This is a genomic window from Chloroherpetonaceae bacterium, from assembly GCA_025056565.1.
Classification (GTDB): Bacteria; Bacteroidota; Chlorobiia; order Chlorobiales; family Thermochlorobacteraceae; genus Thermochlorobacter.
Genome location: JANWWA010000004.1, coordinates 21,434 through 39,908, shown reverse-complemented (window position 1 = coordinate 39,908; position 18,475 = coordinate 21,434). Strand labels below are relative to the sequence as shown.

14 protein-coding genes are annotated in these 18,475 nt (G+C 50.7%); 9 read left to right on the top strand and 5 right to left on the bottom strand.

From position 1 onward, the window contains the following. Window positions 1–68: 68 nt before the first annotated feature. The 4 genes from NZM05_04460 to NZM05_04445 form a co-directional block, all read right to left on the bottom strand. Entirely contained in the window at window positions 69–839 is a 771-nt protein-coding gene (locus NZM05_04460) for a DUF4396 domain-containing protein (protein ID MCS7012870.1), read from the bottom strand. Window positions 840–900: 61 nt separating this feature from the next. Beyond that, a complete protein-coding gene (locus NZM05_04455; protein ID MCS7012869.1) occupies window positions 901–4,011 on the bottom strand; it encodes a S8 family serine peptidase in 3,111 nt (1,036 codons plus the stop codon). 14 nt (window positions 4,012–4,025) lie between these two features. After that, complete coding sequence (locus NZM05_04450) at window positions 4,026–4,193, bottom strand: hypothetical protein (GenBank protein ID MCS7012868.1); 168 nt, start codon at window positions 4,191–4,193, stop codon at window positions 4,026–4,028. A 24-nt stretch (window positions 4,194–4,217) separates the two neighbouring features. Beyond that, window positions 4,218–5,345 carry a glycosyltransferase gene (locus NZM05_04445; protein ID MCS7012867.1) on the bottom strand — a complete coding sequence of 376 codons (1,128 nt, stop codon included), beginning with the start codon at window positions 5,343–5,345 and terminating at the stop codon, window positions 4,218–4,220. 384 nt (window positions 5,346–5,729) lie between these two features. On the opposite strand from NZM05_04445, the gene NZM05_04440 reads away from it, so the two are divergent. From NZM05_04440 to NZM05_04420, 5 genes are all read left to right on the top strand, one after another. Further along, the gene (locus tag NZM05_04440) at window positions 5,730–7,532 is read left to right on the top strand and encodes a hypothetical protein (GenBank protein ID MCS7012866.1); all 1,803 of its coding nucleotides are present in this window, start codon (window positions 5,730–5,732) and stop codon (window positions 7,530–7,532) included. 112 nt (window positions 7,533–7,644) lie between these two features. Next, window positions 7,645–8,970, top strand: coding sequence for a tetratricopeptide repeat protein (locus tag NZM05_04435; GenBank protein ID MCS7012865.1), 1,326 nt, complete (start codon window positions 7,645–7,647; stop codon window positions 8,968–8,970). A gap of 6 nt (window positions 8,971–8,976) precedes the next feature. Further along, the gene (locus NZM05_04430; protein ID MCS7012864.1) at window positions 8,977–10,728 is read left to right on the top strand and encodes an ABC transporter ATP-binding protein/permease; all 1,752 of its coding nucleotides are present in this window, start codon (window positions 8,977–8,979) and stop codon (window positions 10,726–10,728) included. A gap of 3 nt (window positions 10,729–10,731) precedes the next feature. Continuing rightward, window positions 10,732–11,541 (top strand): polysaccharide deacetylase family protein, encoded by an 810-nt coding sequence (locus tag NZM05_04425; GenBank protein ID MCS7012863.1) that lies wholly within the window; start codon window positions 10,732–10,734, stop codon window positions 11,539–11,541. Window positions 11,542–11,546: 5 nt separating this feature from the next. Next, the gene (locus tag NZM05_04420; GenBank protein MCS7012862.1) at window positions 11,547–12,719 is read left to right on the top strand and encodes a HAMP domain-containing histidine kinase; all 1,173 of its coding nucleotides are present in this window, start codon (window positions 11,547–11,549) and stop codon (window positions 12,717–12,719) included. A gap of 78 nt (window positions 12,720–12,797) precedes the next feature. Here NZM05_04420 and wecB read toward each other — a convergent pair whose 3' ends face one another. Beyond that, window positions 12,798–13,886 (bottom strand): UDP-N-acetylglucosamine 2-epimerase (non-hydrolyzing), encoded by a 1,089-nt coding sequence (wecB, locus tag NZM05_04415; protein ID MCS7012861.1) that lies wholly within the window; start codon window positions 13,884–13,886, stop codon window positions 12,798–12,800. Window positions 13,887–13,901: 15 nt separating this feature from the next. Between wecB and NZM05_04410 the strand changes: the two genes are divergently transcribed. The 4 genes from NZM05_04410 (at window position 13,902) to NZM05_04395 (ending at window position 18,471) form a co-directional block, all read left to right on the top strand. Beyond that, window positions 13,902–15,284: a hypothetical protein gene (locus tag NZM05_04410; protein ID MCS7012860.1), complete on the top strand. Its 1,383-nt coding sequence runs from the start codon at window positions 13,902–13,904 to the stop codon at window positions 15,282–15,284. A gap of 94 nt (window positions 15,285–15,378) precedes the next feature. Continuing rightward, entirely contained in the window at window positions 15,379–16,743 is a 1,365-nt protein-coding gene (locus tag NZM05_04405) for an oligosaccharide flippase family protein (GenBank protein MCS7012859.1), read from the top strand. Next, window positions 16,740–17,831: a glycosyltransferase family 4 protein gene (locus NZM05_04400; GenBank protein ID MCS7012858.1), complete on the top strand. Its 1,092-nt coding sequence runs from the start codon at window positions 16,740–16,742 to the stop codon at window positions 17,829–17,831. Before NZM05_04405 ends, NZM05_04400 begins: the two co-directional genes overlap by 4 nt. A 4-nt stretch (window positions 17,832–17,835) precedes the next feature. Continuing rightward, the gene (locus NZM05_04395) at window positions 17,836–18,471 is read left to right on the top strand and encodes a class I SAM-dependent methyltransferase (protein MCS7012857.1); all 636 of its coding nucleotides are present in this window, start codon (window positions 17,836–17,838) and stop codon (window positions 18,469–18,471) included. Window positions 18,472–18,475 lie beyond the last annotated feature (4 nt).

Sequence of the window (18,475 nt, the reverse complement as noted above, 5' to 3'; positions counted from 1 at the left end):
TCTTGCCTCTTCGCTAACTGCGTCGAGCACAACAGGTATTGGATGCAAGGCGTTCGTCACTCACTGGTTTAGTGGCACGATTTGTTATACTTACGCAGTTTGAAGTAGTTGTACGGCAGCGGCACTAAAAATCCTGCAAGGAGCGAAAGCAGCAAGGCAATCCAGAAGAAAGGTTCGCTCGGCACTGCCATCCCACCTGTGAGTGCATAGTCGGTCAGATTTTCCGCCAGCTCCATTGCCAGCATAGATAGGAAACTCATTGAGAGTGCGGTCTGAAATGCTGTTTTCCAGTCAAACTTCTCTCGCAGCTTAAGCAGCACGGTTTCCATCATTACGGAAGTTAGCAGTCCGCAGAGCATTGCAACGCCCATAATCATCCACATTGACCATCTCAGTGAACTGGCTTGGGCATAGATAAGGAAACCAAAATCACCAATTGAGCAACCAATCAAGCAGTTTAGTGTATTGAGTGCTGCACGTCGCCAAGTTGCGGGCTCCTGCCAAAAAGAGAGTTTTCCTGCCGCTGGCGTGATTGGCGCCCCCTCTATCACTGGCAAGGTAAGCGTTGGGTGCACACTCGGCGACGCCGCTGGCATTTTACTTACTTCGGCCTGATAGCCTCCTGCTTGTGCAAGTGCGCCGTTAATCTGCTCAAGCGACAGCGGGCGCACACTCACCAAACGGGCTTGGGGCGGGAAAAGTGAAACCTCCACTTCCTGCACACCATCCAACTTTAAAAGTGCCTCTCTGATGTGTTGCACGCAGCCGTCGCAACGCATCCCTGAAATCGCGATGCTTAGCACTTCTGCCTGTTGAAGCGTCGAGTTTAATTGCGCCATTTTTCTATGTTTTTGCTTCCTTTATATGCTGCACTGGCCGAAGGAGTTTCGCCCAGCATTGTTACTTCAAGAGCATCATTTTTTTGGTCTCGACATAACTACCTGCTTGCAGTCGGTAGAAATACATTCCACTCGCTAAGCCACTGGCGTTGAAGGTCGCTTGATAGCGCCCTGCAGCTTGCCGTCCGCTAAAGAGCGTTGCCACTTCTCTGCCGAGCATATCATAGACCTTGAGACTGACAGTGCTTGCTACGGGCAGTTGGTAGGAAATCACGGTCGTCGGGTTAAATGGGTTCGGATAATTTTGCTCGAGTGCAAAGGTCTCGGGGCGCGGCGCATTGAGTTCCCGAACCACTGAGGCCGCCCGTGCTGGCTGGGCATAGCGCAGCACCACGCCATCACCTGAGATGGCCAGCCCAAACACACTATCGGCAGTTACCAAGAACGAAAACGCAGCAATGCTTTCTGTTAGAGGTGGGCTATTGTGCTGCACCCATGTTGCGCCACCATCACGGCTGGTTAGAATGCCTGCCCCTTGTGAGCCAGCTATGCTCAGCCATAGTTGCCCTACTTCTGGCGCTGCGCCACCGCCGAAGTAAGCCAAAACGTTTGGCACAAAAACGGGTAACCATGTCTGACCACCGTCTGTGGTGCGCCGCAGTATGCTGCTGGAAATTTGCCGATTTTGTAAGGTGTAGCCACCGACCACCCCATTGCTCGTTGAAGCAAATGCGACTGAAACCAGCCAATCGTTGCTGCCTGCAGCACTTGATACACTCCAGCTATCGCCACGATTGGTTGTGCGCAGCACGCGTCCTTGATTTGTGCCGAACCAGCCTGAATTGCCCACGAATTGAAAGGAATTTACTAACCCAAATTCGCCAGAGGCAGCGGGCACAGTTTGTGCAATAGGCAACCACGTTGCGCCACCGTCGGTCGTCTTTACCAAGATAAATCCACTGCTGGCTGACACGGGGTCGGACTGCGCAATGCCATTCTGTGCATCAAAAAAGTGAATTGCATTCCAGAAACTGCCTACTGTGCTGACCACCTGCCACGACTGTCCGCCGTCTGCAGTGCGATACAGTCGCGCATTGCCGCTTTCAGGTCCGTCGCCGACGATAGCTACATTCTCGTTGAGCGCGTTGATGCAGTAGAGGTCATTCGGCGTCGGTGCATTCACTTGCGTCCAAGTTCTGCCACCATCTAACGAGCGCATCACGACACCTCCGTCTGCACATGCCCACGCCACGTTGCGATTAACCAGCTTAATGCCGTGAAAGCTCCCCGAGCGTGCTAGTCTTGCTTGTTCAAACCATGCTGGTCGACTTAGGTCTAAAAACGCCACGTCACTGTAGTTGGAAGGATTGTCTATCATATCCAAACGAAAGAGTGCCGTTGTCGTGGTGAAATCAATGTTACTGGGTAAGGTAACGCCAAAGGTCAGTGTGATGGTGTCGTTAGTGTTAATCACGCCACGCGCTTGACGAGGATTTGAGATGCTGACGCCCTGCACCGACGTGCTTAAAAGAAACTCAGCGTTCACGGTCGGTGCATTGTAGTTTGCGATGCGTGCGCTAATAGATGATGTCGGCTCATTGTAGCGCAAATCCACTGCTACAAGTCCAGGCGTTGTGCGACGCAGTGCTGCACTGGCATCTAAAATGCGCAGCGAAGTTGGTCCAAATGCCGTTGCTCGAATCTGTGTGGCAATCCGCTGCGGACTCCAACTCGGATGGCGCGCTTTAATTAGCCCTGCAATGCCCGCTACAATTGGGCAAGAGAACGATGTGCCCGAAAGCAGTATGTAGAGGTCAGTAGGATTGCGTCCATCTTTGACATCGACCGCACGCGGCGGTACAGTTGTCAGAAGCGCATTCCCTGCAGCATACACTTTGACGGTTGCCCCAAAGTTCGAGAAAGGCGTGCGCTGCCCGATGTTGACTCCCGAGTGAAACACTGCACCTACCGACAAAGCATTCAGATAGGCCGCAGGATAGCTGGGCGCTTCTGTGCCGCCATTGCCAGCGGCAGCAACAACCAGTGCCCCTGCATTGGTTGCAAAATTTACTGCATCTTCAATCGCCCGTGAGCGATTGGGTCCACCGAAACTGCTGTTGATGATGCTGGCACCATTTGTGGCTGCATAGACAATGCCACGGTCAATGAATGCGACATTGCGCACACGCTCTTGTGTGCCGCCCAGCTTGACAATCATCAGACGGCAGTTAAAGCCTGTGCTAGCGATGCCAATGCCGTTGTTGGTATTTGCTCCAGCTAATCCAGCCGTGCCTGTGCCGTGTCCTGAAAATTCATCATATGGGTTATTGTCCTGCGTGGCGGTTGTGGTGCCACTTTCCCAGAAATCCCATCCCCGCCAGTCATCAACGAATCCGTTTCCATCATCATCAACGCCATTAGAGCGTCGGTCTCGTCCTTGCGCATCGGTGCCCGTTTCGCCTGGATTTGTCCAGATTTTGCCTTGCAAGTCAGGGTGGTCAAATTCTACGCCTGTGTCCAAGATAGCGATAATCACATTTGGGCTGCCGGTGCTGACTTGCCACGCTTGCGGAATGTTATGGTATTCAAAGAAGTCTTGCCCACGCGTGCCGTAGGCAGAGTCATTCGGCACGACCGACAGTGAGTAGATGTAGCTCGGCTCAGCGTATTCTACCTCAGGCAACTTCGTCAGCTCGGCTGCCACCAGTGCTGGATGCGTGCCATCGGCGTAATGCAAGTAGTAGATGCGTGAGATGTCGTCTGTCAGTCGCTTAGCAGCTTCTTCTGGGGTTCTGGCAGATAGAATTGCCTCGCCTAACTCACCTGTGCCAAGGCGTGGTGCAAGCGTTTGACACAACTTGTTTTCATACTCCGCTTTCCAGAGTGGCTCCACTCGTGTCAGATGATGCGCTGCAATTGCCGCTTGCACGACTGCTAACGCGCCTGCCGCTTTGGCTGAGGTAGCTTGGACGCCTGTTGGATTGTGCATGCTGAACCGCGACTTATCTGGCTGACGCAACTTCACCACGACAATGCCGGGCATTACCTCAGAGAGCGGCACAGCTGGCACTGCCCTTTGTTTTGAGCGCGTCGGTGACACGGGTGCTTGCGCTATTGATTGCGAGCTGAACACCGTTGCAGCAAGCAGCAGGCAAATTAGAACGTGATGCATAGCAGTTGTTGAGTTCAGTAGGTGTGATGACACTGAAAGGCTCTAAGGTAATGCCGCTCTATGATTTGTGCAACTGCATCGCTTCCTCCACTTCCTCTTCGGAGAGCAGATTGATGACTGGCAGTGCATCGGTCGGCGGTTGCGGCTTTGCCTGTGTTTTCCACGCTCAATCTCCTCTGCATTCACCCCTGCTGCCAGCCAAGCTCCTATGCCCCACGAACATAAACCCGTCCTTTCCAGACCACTTTGCGGTCGAAGAGCAGTAAGAGAGGTATCAAGACCATTGTGCAGTAGTGATAGAGCGCAAAGAAGGGCATCGCTTTCAGCAGTGAAGCAGAATGCAGGCGTCGAAGTGGTGTCAGCAGAAAGAGGAAATCCATTCCGACTTTCCACAGCAGCATCAGGAATGCTTGACGCCAAGTAAAGAGAAAGAACGAGAGAATTGTCAGCACATGTGCCACAAATCCTAGTGTGAGCGTGGCAAGGCTACTGCGGTCGCCACCTAATCCGCCCAGCACCCATCGCTTTTGTTGCTTGTAGAGGTCGCACACAGTTTGCTCTGGCACAGTTGTATTCTGCGTGCCGTATTCGACCGGACAAGCAATTTTCCACTTGGTCTTCTTAATAGCTTGAAAGAGTGCAAAATCTTCCGTTACGCTAAAGCGCACCTTTTCATAGCCTCCTACTTCAAAGTATGTGCTGCGCCTGAAGCTGAAGTTGTTGCCAATTCCACCTATTGGAAAACCAATCGCTGCGACGGCTGAGCCTGTTGCTAGTAAGTAACACCAATTTAGTGCTTGAATGCGCTCAAAAGCGCGTGATGCACTGGGCAGCGTTATGCCGCAAACCAGCCCCGTCTCATCTGTGAAGTATTTGAGCGTATCTTTAGCCCAAGTTGGCTTGACCACGCAGTCTGCATCGGTCATCAAAATAAATTCACCTGTCGCTTGCACCGCTGCTTGATGAATTGCATTACCCTTGCCTTTGATAGCGCTTTCTTCTACCAAAAGGTATTTCACAAATGGATACTGCGCTGCATACTGCTTGATGATGTCGGCAGTGCGGTCTTGTGAGCGATCATCTGCAACGATAATCTCGAGCTGCTCTTTGGGGTAATCCAACGCCACAAGCGACTGCAAGCATGCAGCGATATTTTTTTCCTCATTTCGCGCCGCCACCACAACGCTAATTCTGGGAAGCGTGGAAAATTGTCGTGTTGGAAATTTCTTGTGCAGTGCCGCAATCATCACGATGGTCTCCAGCGTGTAGATACCGATTGCGCCTATTGCAGCCCACTCAAGCGCCTGCTCAATGATGCTGACCAGCTCTGTCATCTCCGTAAGGTGCGTGCTTGATTTGCTGCGAATTTACGCTACCGCTGCGCTTTGTGAAAGGAAGAAGAACTTGCAACAGGCGGCACGTCTCCAGATCTGGATTATGCGAAACCTGAGAACACGAGCATGAAATGACGCAGCAAGACTTCTCTTCAAGTTTTTGCTCTCGCTTCTGCCCTCTGTCCGTGTGCTTGCAACACCCTTGCCCTCAAAAAGCAGCGATTTTTGCTCAGATTGCATTTAGCGGAGTTTTTTCTAAGTTTGCCACAGTTTTCGCTGCTGAGTGCGTTGCAGCGGAAACGAATACCTTTTCCTCTTGCGTTCTAAGGGTAAATCTCAGGTCTATCTCTTAACAAGCGCATTGCCTCGAGGAAGGCTCAAACAATGAAACATCTTCACACCAGTGTGCTCATCGTTGCCGCCCTGTGCTTTGCGGCCTCGCTCTCATACGGATTCCTGTTTAGCCACGTCAATCACGATACCCACACCACTCCTGCAGTTGCCGAAAAAGAAGCACCCAGAGACGAGAGTGGGTGCATCTCGTGCCACGCTCAGCTAGCTGGCAAAGCAGGCGTGAGTGCTGCACTTTGGGAGCGCGATACACATCACCAAGCTGGACTTAGTTGCGTCAGCTGCCATGGCGGCAATCCCAGCCGTGACATCACGATGGCTAACTACCAAGAGGCACACAAAGACATCAAAGATGCAAAAGGCAAAGTGATTGTGCCGTTCATTGCTCGTGGTGATGCTAAGAAGCAGATGGAGTGGTGTGGCTCTTGCCACGAAAGTCCTGAGAAGATGAAAACCTACAAGCTCTCTAAGTCAATCGAAAAAATTGACTTCAACATCAATGCGGTGTATGCAGCCAGCTCACATGGTGTTGCCGCACTGAAAGAAGGCAATGCTGCCTCAGCCAGTTGCGTGAGCTGCCATGGTGCTCATGGTGCAATGACAGCCGACAACCCGCTCTCGCTCACATACCCGAAGAACATTGCGAATATGTGTGGCACCTGCCATGCCAGTGAGTCCTATATGGCTGCCTCACTTGAAAAGAAAGGCAAGAGCTTTGAGAATCATATTGAAGCCTATATGGAGAGCGTCCACGCAAAGGGGCTTTATGTCAAGAATGACCTTACTTCACCGACCTGCAATGACTGTCACGGTAAGCACGGCAATCACCCCGAAGAGGTCGCTGATGTTACGCAGGCATGCAACTCTTGCCACGCTTCAATTGCGTCTGCTTACTCAGCAGGACCGCATGCATCGGCGTATCTTGCAGCTGGCAACAACGGCTGCATCAGCTGTCATGGCTCTCCAAATGGACATCGCATTGCAAACTGGGGTCATGAGAAAGTGGGTATTCAGGAGGGCGCACAGTGTCTTAATTGCCACAATGCGAACGTGCCTGACCCCCCTGCCTACAAGGTTGCCTTAGATGAGCTAATGAAAGAGTTTAATGCCACGCGTCTGATTGTAGGGGATTTGAAGACGGCGCAAGACTCAGTTCGCTATGCCGCCTCACGCGGACTTTACAGCCGTGCCAAGTATCTTGCTGCTGTTCCTACCTCGCTGGAAGATTCGCTTCGGCTGGCTTGGAAATTCTTTGAGATGGATCGCTACAGCATCGCATTAGATACCAAGCAAGATAGCCTCAATGCACGCAAACTTGTGCCTGCACTTCTTCGCTACGTCAAAGATGAAGCCAAACTCGCCACGCTAAAAACCGCTGACGATTCGCTGGCACTTGCAATTGAGGTTGCAGACTATGCCAATAGCTACCGCAAGTATCAAGCTAATTTGCGTGCAATGGGCAGCGCTGCGAAGTTGCATGCCTACCTTATTGACTTTGAGAAGACCTACAAGGAGTCTCGCGAATTCTTTGAAGCTCGTGAGAAGGAAGCCATCCCTGTCAGCGAAGAGATGGCATATTTGGAAGAATTGAAGCGTCAGGCAGATGCAGCAGGTGGCAATCACCACATTGTACGTGCTGCACTCTTTGAAGCCAAGATGGCCGAAGGGTTTGCCGTTAAGGATTCTGTGAAGGCACTGGTGCATCGCACCGAACAGTTGATCGCTACACGTGCGACTGTACTTCGCGTTACGCTGGTTTTGGTAGGATTGCTCATCATCGGCTTGGGTCTGGTTGTCTCACGGCTCAACGATGAAAAGCGTGACCGAGGGCGCTGAGCCACAAGGTTTTTAACGAAAAAGCTCTATTTTCCTGAATGCACGTTGAGCTTCAGCGTGCATTCTTTTTTGGAGCTATTTGCAACCAACATTTTGCAAATTTGAAAGTGGTGTGAGACAGCTTTTGACGGCAGAGCACCTGCAGCACATCTTTGCTGACATTGAAGCAGCCAAAAAAGCTGGCGAAGCAAAGATTTGGGCTGTGAAGATTAACTCGCCTGTGTGGCGAATCAGAATTGTTGGACAGATTATTCAGGCTGCTGAGCGCCTACAGCTTATTGCCCGAGAAGTTAGTCTTGTCGGTCAGCCAAACATTTTCCAGCAAATTGAAAAAGATCTCTCTAAGCCTCCTCATCGCTTGGATTGTGTAGTAATTAACGCATATGCGGATTCTTCAAAAGATGCCCCGAGCGAAGAGTATCTCTGCCAATTGCTCGAGCTTTTCGCTCATCAAGCTCATCAATACAGTTATGTGTTTGTCTTCTGCTTGCCGACTTTTCTACTCGACCTTGCCTATCGCAATGCGCCAAACTTCTGGCGCAGTATTCGCTCGCGTCTTATCGACTTGAAGTCAGACCTCGAACCGCCCAAAGAGTTGGAGTATGGTTTTTCGTCCGCCCCAGTTGAACCTGCTGAGGCACGAGCGAAGCGCGTGCAACTTCTCGAGTCGCAAATTGCAGAAATCCGCCAGCGTTATAAAGCCACGCCGCAAGACCAAATTCCTACAATGCTGCTTCTTGCCCAAGCCTATCTTGATGACCGCCAATACGAGAAAGCGTTTGAGGTCTACAGCGACCTTTTGCTGCTGCTCAGCACGCCTGACGACCTCACACACCGTGCGCTGGCACTTTACCGCTTGGGTGCCATTCTCCACATCTGGGGCTACTACGAAAAATCCTTACAGCACTACCGCGATAGCTTAGCCCTGTATATCAAAATCGGTGACCTTGAACACATCGCTGAGCTTCTACATCAAATTGGCTTACTTTACCAAGACTTGGGTGAGTTTGACAAGGCAATTGACTACTACTCACGCAGCCTTTCGCATAATCGGGAGCTAAAAAATTCGGATGCTTCGGCTGGCACACGGCTTAATCTTGGCACGGTGTATGAAGATATTGGTCTGCACGTTAAGGCTATTGAACACTATCGTGAAGCCTTTGAATCCTTCAAACAGAATAATAACCTGCGCGGAATGGGGGTGTCGCTTCTTTATGCTGGGCAGGTTTATGAAGAGCGCGGGCTACACAAAGAGGCTCTCAAATACTACCTTGCGGCACAAAGCATTCTGGACAAAACGACTTCCATCTATCGCACCACCGTGCGCAAGCATTTGGGAAACCTTGAACACACGCTTGGCAAAGAACAATATGACAAGTTGGTTCAAAGCATTTTTTCTGCCAAGAAGAACCCTGCTGCCTCATCACCGACTTCGTAGTCAGCTATGAAAAGTTTGCTCTGGCTAAATCCCTATCTATGGCGTTACCGACGTGAGCTGGCTGCAGGTTTGCTTTGCATTCTGCTTACAAATTTCTTTATGATGAGCGCCCCGAAGTTTGTCGGGCGTGCTATTGATGCGATGCGCAGCGAGTTTTACGCAGGTGAGGTTGGACAAAATATCCTTCTGGCCTTGCTCTGCTCGTTGCTATCAGGCTTTTTTATGTTCCTCGTCAGGCAATTCATCATTGTTGCGTCTCGCAAAATTGAGTTTGACTTGAAGAACGACTTTTACGCTCACCTTCAAACGCTTTCGCAGAACTTTTTTAGGCAGCATAGCACAGGCGACCTAATGTCCCGCGCCACCAATGACCTCAATGCGGTGCGCAACTATCTTGGGCCTGGCATAATGTATTCGCTGAATACTGCATTTCGGCTGGTGTTTGCACTCTCGGCAATGCTTACCGTTTCACCTGTGCTTACGCTGTTTGCCCTCCTACCTGCTCCGCTTCTCAGCTACCTTGTGTATCGAATGGGCAAAGCAATTCACAATCAAAGCCAAGTTTTGCAGCAACAGTATGGCGAACTTACGACAAAAGTGCAGGAAAATCTGGCAGGTATTCGTGTTGTGAAGGCATTTGTCAGAGAAGACAGCGAGCAGCAAGCTTTTGCGGCGCTTAGTATGGCTTACTTCACGCAAAACCTGAAACTGGCTCGCTTGCAAGCACTTTTTTACCCAATTATGTCCAGCTTGTTAGGACTCTCAGTCATGCTGGTTATCTGGGTCGGTGGCACAGAAGTTACCAAAGGCACGGTTACACTTGGCCAGATGACGCAGTTTTTGATGTATATCGTTACGCTAGGCTGGCCGCTGATTTCAATTGGCTGGGTTACCAACATTGTGCAGCGCGCTGCAGCTGCACAAGCCCGCATTAACGCTGTAATGACGACTCAACCTGACATTGCTGATTCTGCTGACACAGATCTTCGCATCACGCACCTTGAAGGTGATATTGAGTTTCGCAATGTCTCATTTGCTTATCCTTCTTCGCCAGAGCGATGGGTACTGCGCCACCTTTCCTTTAGTATTCCTCGTGGTAGCAAATTTGCGATTGTAGGCGCTACAGGCTCAGGTAAAACGACACTGGTCAGTTTGCTTGCACGTCTCTACGAACCCACCGAAGGCGAGATTTTCATCGATGGCAAGCCGCTTCGCACCATTCCACTTTCTGTGCTGCGCAAAGCGATTGGCTTTGTGCCACAAGACCATTTCCTTTTCTCTGACACCATTCGCCACAATCTTGCCTTCGGTGCACCAGATGCCAGCGAGGCACAAATTCACAGCGCTGCATGGGTTGCTGCTTTGGAAGAAGATATTGCCCACTTTCCTGCGGGCTACGACACACTCGTCGGGGAGCGCGGCATCACGCTCTCAGGCGGTCAAAAACAGCGTGCCGCCATCGCCCGTGCCCTTCTGCGTCAGCCTAAAATTTTGGTCTTAGATGACGCGCTCTCCGCTGTGGATACCTACACCGAAGACACCATTCTACGCCGCTTGCAAACTGCAGCGGCATCTATGACGCTCATTCTCATTAGCCATCGCATCTCGACGGTGAAAAACGCAGATATGATTATTGTGTTAGATGAGGGCAAGATTGTGGAGTGTGGCACTCACGCTGAACTGCTGGCGCAAGATGGCATCTATGCTGCCCTGTATCGCAAGCAACTGTTGGAAGAGGAAATTTCGCAGCTGGATTAACAAATGGACATGGCAACTGCGCAAGTGCATAAACCTGCACTGACAAGCATCATCGCACTGGGCAAAAGCGTCTTTCGCATTTGGCGCACACGTCCTACCACTCTGCCGCATACACTCGTTGTCCTGATGTATCACAAACTTTCTCTGCACACGCAAGACTCGCTGACGGTCAGACAAGACCAGTTTGCAGCTCAACTTCAGTGGTTGCAAGCTCATCACTATACACCGATTTCATTTGCCGAACTTGCTGCCCATCATCAAGCGCAAGTGCCGCTGCCAGAGAAGCCTATCATTATTAGCTTCGACGACAACTATCAAAACAACTTTGAGTTAGCCTATCCCCTTCTTAAACAATTTGGTTTCAAGGCAACAATTTTTGTGCCTGTGGGGCTTGTCGGCAAAACGAATATTTGGGACGGCGGCAACGAGCCGCTTATGTCATACGAGACCATGCGTCAGATGACCGACCTTGTGGAGTTTGGCGTGCACTCACATCAGCATCGAGATTATCGCTCGCTTTCAATGAACGAAGTTCGCCAAGATATTAGCCAAGCCGCTGCGGTTGCGGCTGAAAGTGGCTTTCCGTATTCGCCTGTGTTTGCCTATCCCTTCGGCGGATTGCCTAAAAACATCTTGCAGCGTCGCCAAATCAAGGAATGGCTTCGTGCATCCGGCTTTGTCTGTGCAGCGCGCATCAAAGGCATTGCCAACACGCTACCCTTGCGCGACCTGTATGAAATTACTCGCATCGGCATCTCAGGAGACGATTCCCTGCAAACTTTTATCGCCAAAGTTGAACACGGAAAAGCCTAAGCACGATGCGTAGCACGACGCTCAAGGGCGCATTTATTTTGATTGCAGTCGTTGGGGCTATTGCCGTCTTTTTCTTTACACAGCAACTTATCAGCAAAGTTCGTGAACAGCAGCGCCAGAAAGTTGACCTTTGGGTGAAGTCGCTCCGGCTACTGGTCAGCACGGACAATCCTACCGATGTGTCGTTTCTCTTCACAGAGATTGTTAGCGTGATTGATTTTCCCGCCATTCTCTCCGACAGCGCAATGAACCCGCTGACTTGGCGCAATGTCAAAGTCGATACCACGCTCTCGAAAGAGGCACAACTGGCTTACCTGCGTCAGCGCATTGCTGCACTGGATAAAGAGTATCCACCAGTGGAAGTGTGGCTGGATTCCAACACGGTGCAGTATGTCCACTACGGCGATTCCGACCTTGTGAAAGCCTTGCAGCTTGCGCCGATTCTTTTAGGCATCGGTGTTGGCACTTTTATCTTAATCGCCTATTTCACTTTCAGCTACATTCGTCGCACGGAGGTCTCCAGCATTTGGGTCGGAATGGCAAAAGAAACGGCACATCAACTCGGCACACCGATTTCTTCACTAATGGGTTGGCTGGAACTTCTGAAAACTTCCAGCGACCACCCTGAGCGACAGGCACAAATTATTTTTGAAATGCAAACGGATATCAATCGCTTGAACCGCGTGGCGACGCGCTTTTCGAAAATCGGCTCCAAAGCCACTCTCTTGCCTGAAAATCTTGCCAGCGTGATTGAGACGATTTTTGACTACTACCGCGCTCGCTTGCCACAGATGGGCAAAAGCGTTTCAATGGAGCTTTCTGGCGAAACTGATTTGTCCGTGCCGATCAATCGAGAGCTGATGGAGTGGGTGTTTGAAAATCTTGTCAAGAACAGCCTCGATGCAATTGAGCGCAAGAGTGGCACGATTTCCGCTGTCATTTCTACTGAGGGCAACTATGTGGTGGTAGATGTGCACGACACGGGCAAAGGCATTGAGCCTCACTTGCGCGCCGACATTTTTCGTCCGGGATTTAGCACCAAGCCGCGCGGCTGGGGTCTTGGTCTGACGCTCGCCAAACGCATCGTGGAAGATTATCACGGCGGCAAACTTCTACTCAAGGATACCGCAGTTGGCAAAGGCACCACATTTCGCATTAAGCTCAAGCGCCATCTTTAGCTGCCACGCCAATCGTGGCCTACCTGCTACACCCCTGCACCGTTTTCTTCCCTTCACCAGAGGCGTGCAATCAGAGTATTACCAAGTCTTGAAAATTTCGTTGAGGTGCTGCACAATTCGCTCAGCAGCGCGCCCATCCCACTTCTCTGGAATTTTACTGCGCTTGACCTTGCCACTGAGGGTTTCCAGCGCTACTTGGCAGACTTCTTTTTCATCGGTGCCCACCAAGCGATTAGTGCCTACTTCAATTGTAATCGGGCGCTCGGTATTTTCTCGCATTGTAAGGCACGGCACGCCTAATACGGTTGTCTCTTCCTGCACCCCGCCTGAGTCCGTAATCACTAGCTGGGCTTCTTTCATCAGCTTCAAAAATTCAATGTAGCCTTGCGGCTCAATTAGGAGCAACCCTTCAATTGACTTTGCTTTTTCCATCAAGCCAAAGGTTTCAAGCATTTTCTGCGTGCGTGGATGAATAGGGAAGACAATTTTAGATTTTTTGGCAATAGTCTCGAAGATGCGCAAAATTTTCTCGAGGCTTTCTTTTTCATCCACATTGCTAGGGCGATGCAGCGTTACCAGCGTATAAGTCTTTGGCTTGAGTCCCAGCGTTTCCAGCACCTTCGATTGATTGGCTTTCGGCATCTGCTGCACGAGACTGTCAATCATCACATTGCCCACGTAGAAAATCTTCTCTTCGGGCACACCCTCTTTGATAAGATTATGCAAACCAGAGGGTTCGCTCACAAAGAGCACATCAGAGATGCTATCCGTTACAATACGGTTGATTTCCTCAGGCATCGTGCGGTCACCGCTGCGTAAGCCAGCTTCCACGTGTGCAACAGGCACCAGCATTTTTGCAGCTACAATTGAGCATGCCAGCGTTGAGTTGACATCGCCCACCACAATTACCATATCGGGCACTTCCCTCTCCAAGACTTTCTCAAACTCGACCATTATTTTTGCCGTCTGCTCAGCGTGCGAGCCAGAGCCAACGCCTAAGTAAATGTTCGGTTCAGGCAGTTCAAGGTCTTGAAAGAACACCTTGGACATTTTTTCGTCGTAGTGCTGACCTGTATGCAGAATAATCGATTGATAGTTTTGGCACTTTTGCAGTTCTCGATGGATTGGCGCAATTTTCATAAAGTTCGGTCGTGCGCCTGCAACCAAAATGAGTTTCCGCAAGTGGATAAATCAGTTTTAGTGGTTAAGTGTTCGAACTACAAAGATAGCACTTTACGCTGGATTCTTGCAGGGATTGGGTGGGTCTGTTGGCTCAGTCTGGCGCTGCCACTATTTGGTCAAACGAAGTTGCCGAGCCAAAAGCCAAGCAGTACTGATACCGTTAAGTTGGTAACCGTCATCTTGGAACGTGCTAATGAAGTTTATGGTGGCGAGATTTTGGATACTACGCGCATGCCGCCCGTGCTTGAGGAAATTCGTTCTGCTATTGGGAATGTGCTCTTTCGCGAAAGCACCACAACCGTTGAGTGCGACACAGCGACGCAATACCTCACTTCACGCAAAATTCGTGTGGTTGGCAATGTCAAAATCGTGCGCGATACGGTCGTGATTACAGGCTACGAAGGCTTCTACTTTCCCGATGAGCGGCGGTCAGAATTGAAGAAAGATGTTACGCTCTTTGACCAGCGTGTTTTGCTCAGAAGCGACTCTGGACTTTATTTCAGCAACGAGCGCCGTGCTGTTTTTAGCGGGAATGTCTCGCTTAAAGATAGCGTGAACATGGTTTTCTGCGATAGCCTTGTGTATTTACGTGATGAAGCCCGCTCACTGGTCTTTCGCAAGGTGCGCCTGATGAACTTAGCCGATAATACACTCATCACAGGTGACTACGCTGAGCACTTCCACGCACGTGGATATAGCTTCATTGTGGGGCAGCCACTGCTCACCAAAATTGACACGACACAAGGCGGCAAAGTGGATACGCTGTTCATTCGTGCCGCGCGAATGGACTCGCATCGTGGTGAGAAAGATAGCGTGCAGCGCATAGAGATGAAAGATAGCGTGCGCATTCGCTGGGGCACAGACCTCTACGCTCGCGCACGACACGCCACCTATCGTCTGAAAGACCAAAAAATCTTGCTCTACGGTCGCCCAATTGTCTGGTTCGAGCGCTCTCAGCTTACAGGCGACTCAATCGTGGTGCAGCTTAGGGAGCGCAACAAACGCCTTCGCATTGAAACTGTCTATGTTTATCGCAATGCCTTTCTGGCATCGAAAGATTCACTGGATAAAACAGGCTTAAAGTATAGCCAAGTCTCTGGTGTAGATATGGTGATTCGATTCGACGACAGTGCCCGTGTGCGCCAAGCCGATGTCTATAAGCAAGCACGCAGTTTGTATTACACTTACGATGGCACCAAGCCGCGTGGCGCTAATGCCTCAAGCGGCGATGAAATCAACATCTACTTTGAGAACAACCGAGTACGCCGCATTCGAATTCGTGGCGACGTGGAAGGCGAGCAGTATCCAGAGCGGCTTTTGTTCCGCAAAGATTTGAACCTGCCCGGCTTTGAGTGGCGCGAGTCGGAAAAGCCACGAGAATGATTCACTATCCTTGCTTTTCTTTAAGCTGTCCCAAAAGCAAACAGTGCTCCCTTTGCTTGGGCAGTTTTTCGAACCCAATCTTGCGACACTGACGATGATTAGGCATCTCCGCACACACTGGCATAGCGCCAGTGTCTCTCTACAGGCTGCTTTACAGCAGCTTAGAACTTCACGCCTTGCCCGCCACGCTGCAGCTTCAATGTTCCTCATGATTTTTTCGCGCATCGCCGGCTTCTTTGCGATGACATACGCAGCGCGTTGCCTTGGGCCAGAGAGTTTTGGTATTTCGGGCACCATTTACCTATCAGCCGCCTATTTTGCATTACTGGCAAATTTTGGTTTCGATGCGGTATCCGTGCGTCAAATTGCCGTTCAAAAGCATAATGTGCATCAGATTGCAAAGCCGCTGCTGTCATTTCGTGCACTTGTCTTGCTTGGGCTTTCGCTGGTGTGGGGCAGTGTGTGCTGGTTTGTGGTGCCAAGTGACCAGCGCTGGTTATGGCTGCTGGGTATTGCATTTCTTTGGACGCAAGGTCTGAACTTTCTTTTCGTCTTTCAAGGTCTGGAAGAAATAGGCTGGCATTATGCCACGCTGGCGCTTCAATCTGGTCTTTCTGCGCTGCTTATTTTTCTGTTCTTTTCTCCAGGAATGCCAGTGGGGTCTGACTTAGTTGTAACTGTTCTCGCTGGTCTTGTATCGACGTTGACTGCTGCCTACCTCTACTATCGTAAAACACAGCACTGTCCAATTGGGCGATTTTCATTCGCCGAGGTTGCCACCACTTTCCGCGAATCGTGGCGATACTGGTTGCTGACAACCGTCAACTTCACGGTTGTGAATGCTCAGGTGCCCTTGCTTGCACTGATGGCTGATGCGCACGCAGTAGGAATTTATCGCTCGGGCTATGCGATGGCAATGGCGTTAGATCTTTTTTTTAGCAGCGTTTATTCGCTCTTTTTGCCACGCCTATCGATCTGGCAAGCAATCGGCAAAGATACATTTCAGAAAAAGCTCACGGCTACTTTCTGGCTGTGTGTCGCCTTAGGTGGTAGTCTGACAACAATTGTGTGTCTTAGCGCGCCGATGATTTACAAGTTGCTGTTAGGCGACGCTTTTCTGACAGGTGTTGCGGTTCTTCAGGTTTTAGCGATTACACGCTTTATCGCATTTATCGCTCAACCTTACTGGCATGCACTTATCGCATTGCAGCAGGGGTCTGCAACGCTGCAAATTGGCATATTCAGCAATGCCCTCTATGTTCTGCTTGCTATCTCCACTGTGCCAAGTTGCGGCCCGCTGGCAATGGCTCTCAGCGCCCTTGCTGCGGACAGCACAACGATGGCATTAAGTTACTGGTTCGTCAAACGCAAACTGGAACAGAGCACAGTACTCTCTGAAGATGCGGCGACGCATCGCCTTGCACGGCAGGATGACAACGCAACTGATAAGGCCGTATGACGATTTCTTTCGCATGCCCCTTATCATTTCATCTTCCAGGCGGTGGACTTAGAATCATCGTGGAGTATGCTAACCATCTTGCCATGCGTGGACATCGCATGTTTCTCATTGCAGCCCACAATACATTAGGCGTAGACCGATTTGCTTCACCGCTGCAACACTTGAAGCGATGGATATGGTTTTTCCTGCGTGGAGTAGGCTATGGCGGTGGCTACAAGCCGCACCGCTGGATAAGTTTGCACCCAAGCGTAAAACTGCTCTGGCGTCCTAGCCTGCATTGGCGCTGGCTGCCCGATGCAGACGTGGTAATTGCAACGACTTGGGAAGCCAGTGAGTATGTCGCATCTTACCCCTCATCAAAAGGCAAGAAGTTTTATTTCATTCAAGGCCCTGAAATACATCTTGATGGCGTTGACCCAAAGCGGGTTGAAGCAGCTTGGAAACTGCCACTGACTAAACTGGTGATAGCCAGTTGGCTGAAAGACTTGCTGGCATCAATGGGAGAGTGTGCCCACGTTGTTTCTTTTGGCGTGGACTCACCATATAGCCCGTTTCGACTCCTGATCCCCATTGAAGCCCGCCAACCGACTCATGTGCTGATGCTATATCATACCCTTGCGCTAAAAGGCTCACAGTATGGGCTGGCGGCGCTTTACAAAGTCAAAGCACAAGTGCCTGCACTTACTGCTCAGCTATTTGGGGTAGTGAAACCGCCGCCAAATTTGCCCAGTTGGATACACTATGTGCAGAATCCTTCCCCGACGCAGCTATGCCAGCTTTACAACGACGCTGCTATCTTCCTTGCACCCAATCTTTCAGAGGGTCTCTCACTGACACCTATTGAAGCAATGCAGTGTGGTGCAGCCGTCTGCTTGACCGATATTGCTGCACACCGTGAGTATGCAGCAGATAATCAAACGGCTCTATTTGCGCCGCCGCAGGATAGCGAAAAGATGGCTGAGCAAGTGTTGCGGCTAATTCGTAATCCTGATGAGCGCGTTGCACTGGCAAAAGCCGCTTATGCGCATATTCGCACTTACACTTGGGCACGCGCCGTTGAGACATTTGAACGCATCTTACAAAGTTGACACAATGCTTGAGATTTTTCGGCGTCTTTCCAGAGAGTATTTCCTTCGCCTTGAAGCAGAAGTGCTGAGCGCTGGCACCACGCTGTTGGATGTTGGTTGCGGCGGTTCATCACCCATTCGGTTTTTTTCGCACAAATTGCACTATGCAGTTGGCGTTGATGCCTTTTTGCCAGCGATTGAACAAAGCCGCGCCCACAAGATTCATCACGAGTATCGGCAGATGGATGTGCTTGCACTTGAGACCGCTTTCCCGCCTCAGTCCTTTGATGTGGTCGTAGCGTTAGATGTCATTGAGCACTTTGAGAAAGCCGATGGCTACCAGCTCATTGCTTCAATGGAGCGCATTGCACGGCGAAAAGTCATTATTTTCACGCCCAATGGGTTTCAGCCGCAAGGCGACTTCGATGACAACCCATATCAACTGCATCGCTCGGGTTGGACGGTGAAGGACATGCGGGCGTTAGGCTACAGCGTAAGTGGAATGTCGGGCTACAAACCTTTGCGCGGCGCGCACAGCGAGGTGAAGTGGAAGCCCAAACTTTTTTGGCATCGTGTTAGCGTGCTCACGCAGCCTCTTGTGCGGCACATACCACACCTTGCATACCAACTTTTCTGTGTTAAGACGTTCAGCGATGCATAGGGCA

Coding starts and splice junctions, on each gene's coding strand:
- NZM05_04450 (MCS7012868.1), bottom strand. CDS start 4,193: ATGCAGAGGAGATTGAGCGTGGAAAACACAGGCAAAGCCGCAACCGCC.
- NZM05_04430 (MCS7012864.1), top strand. CDS start 8,977: ATGAAAAGTTTGCTCTGGCTAAATCCCTATCTATGGCGTTACCGACGT.
- NZM05_04445 (MCS7012867.1), bottom strand. CDS start 5,345: ATGACAGAGCTGGTCAGCATCATTGAGCAGGCGCTTGAGTGGGCTGCA.
- NZM05_04425 (MCS7012863.1), top strand. CDS start 10,732: ATGGACATGGCAACTGCGCAAGTGCATAAACCTGCACTGACAAGCATC.
- NZM05_04400 (MCS7012858.1), top strand. CDS start 16,740: ATGACGATTTCTTTCGCATGCCCCTTATCATTTCATCTTCCAGGCGGT.
- NZM05_04460 (MCS7012870.1), bottom strand. CDS start 839: ATGGCGCAATTAAACTCGACGCTTCAACAGGCAGAAGTGCTAAGCATC.
- NZM05_04420 (MCS7012862.1), top strand. CDS start 11,547: ATGCGTAGCACGACGCTCAAGGGCGCATTTATTTTGATTGCAGTCGTT.
- NZM05_04395 (MCS7012857.1), top strand. CDS start 17,836: ATGCTTGAGATTTTTCGGCGTCTTTCCAGAGAGTATTTCCTTCGCCTT.
- NZM05_04455 (MCS7012869.1), bottom strand. CDS start 4,011: ATGCATCACGTTCTAATTTGCCTGCTGCTTGCTGCAACGGTGTTCAGC.
- NZM05_04440 (MCS7012866.1), top strand. CDS start 5,730: ATGAAACATCTTCACACCAGTGTGCTCATCGTTGCCGCCCTGTGCTTT.
- NZM05_04405 (MCS7012859.1), top strand. CDS start 15,379: ATGATTAGGCATCTCCGCACACACTGGCATAGCGCCAGTGTCTCTCTA.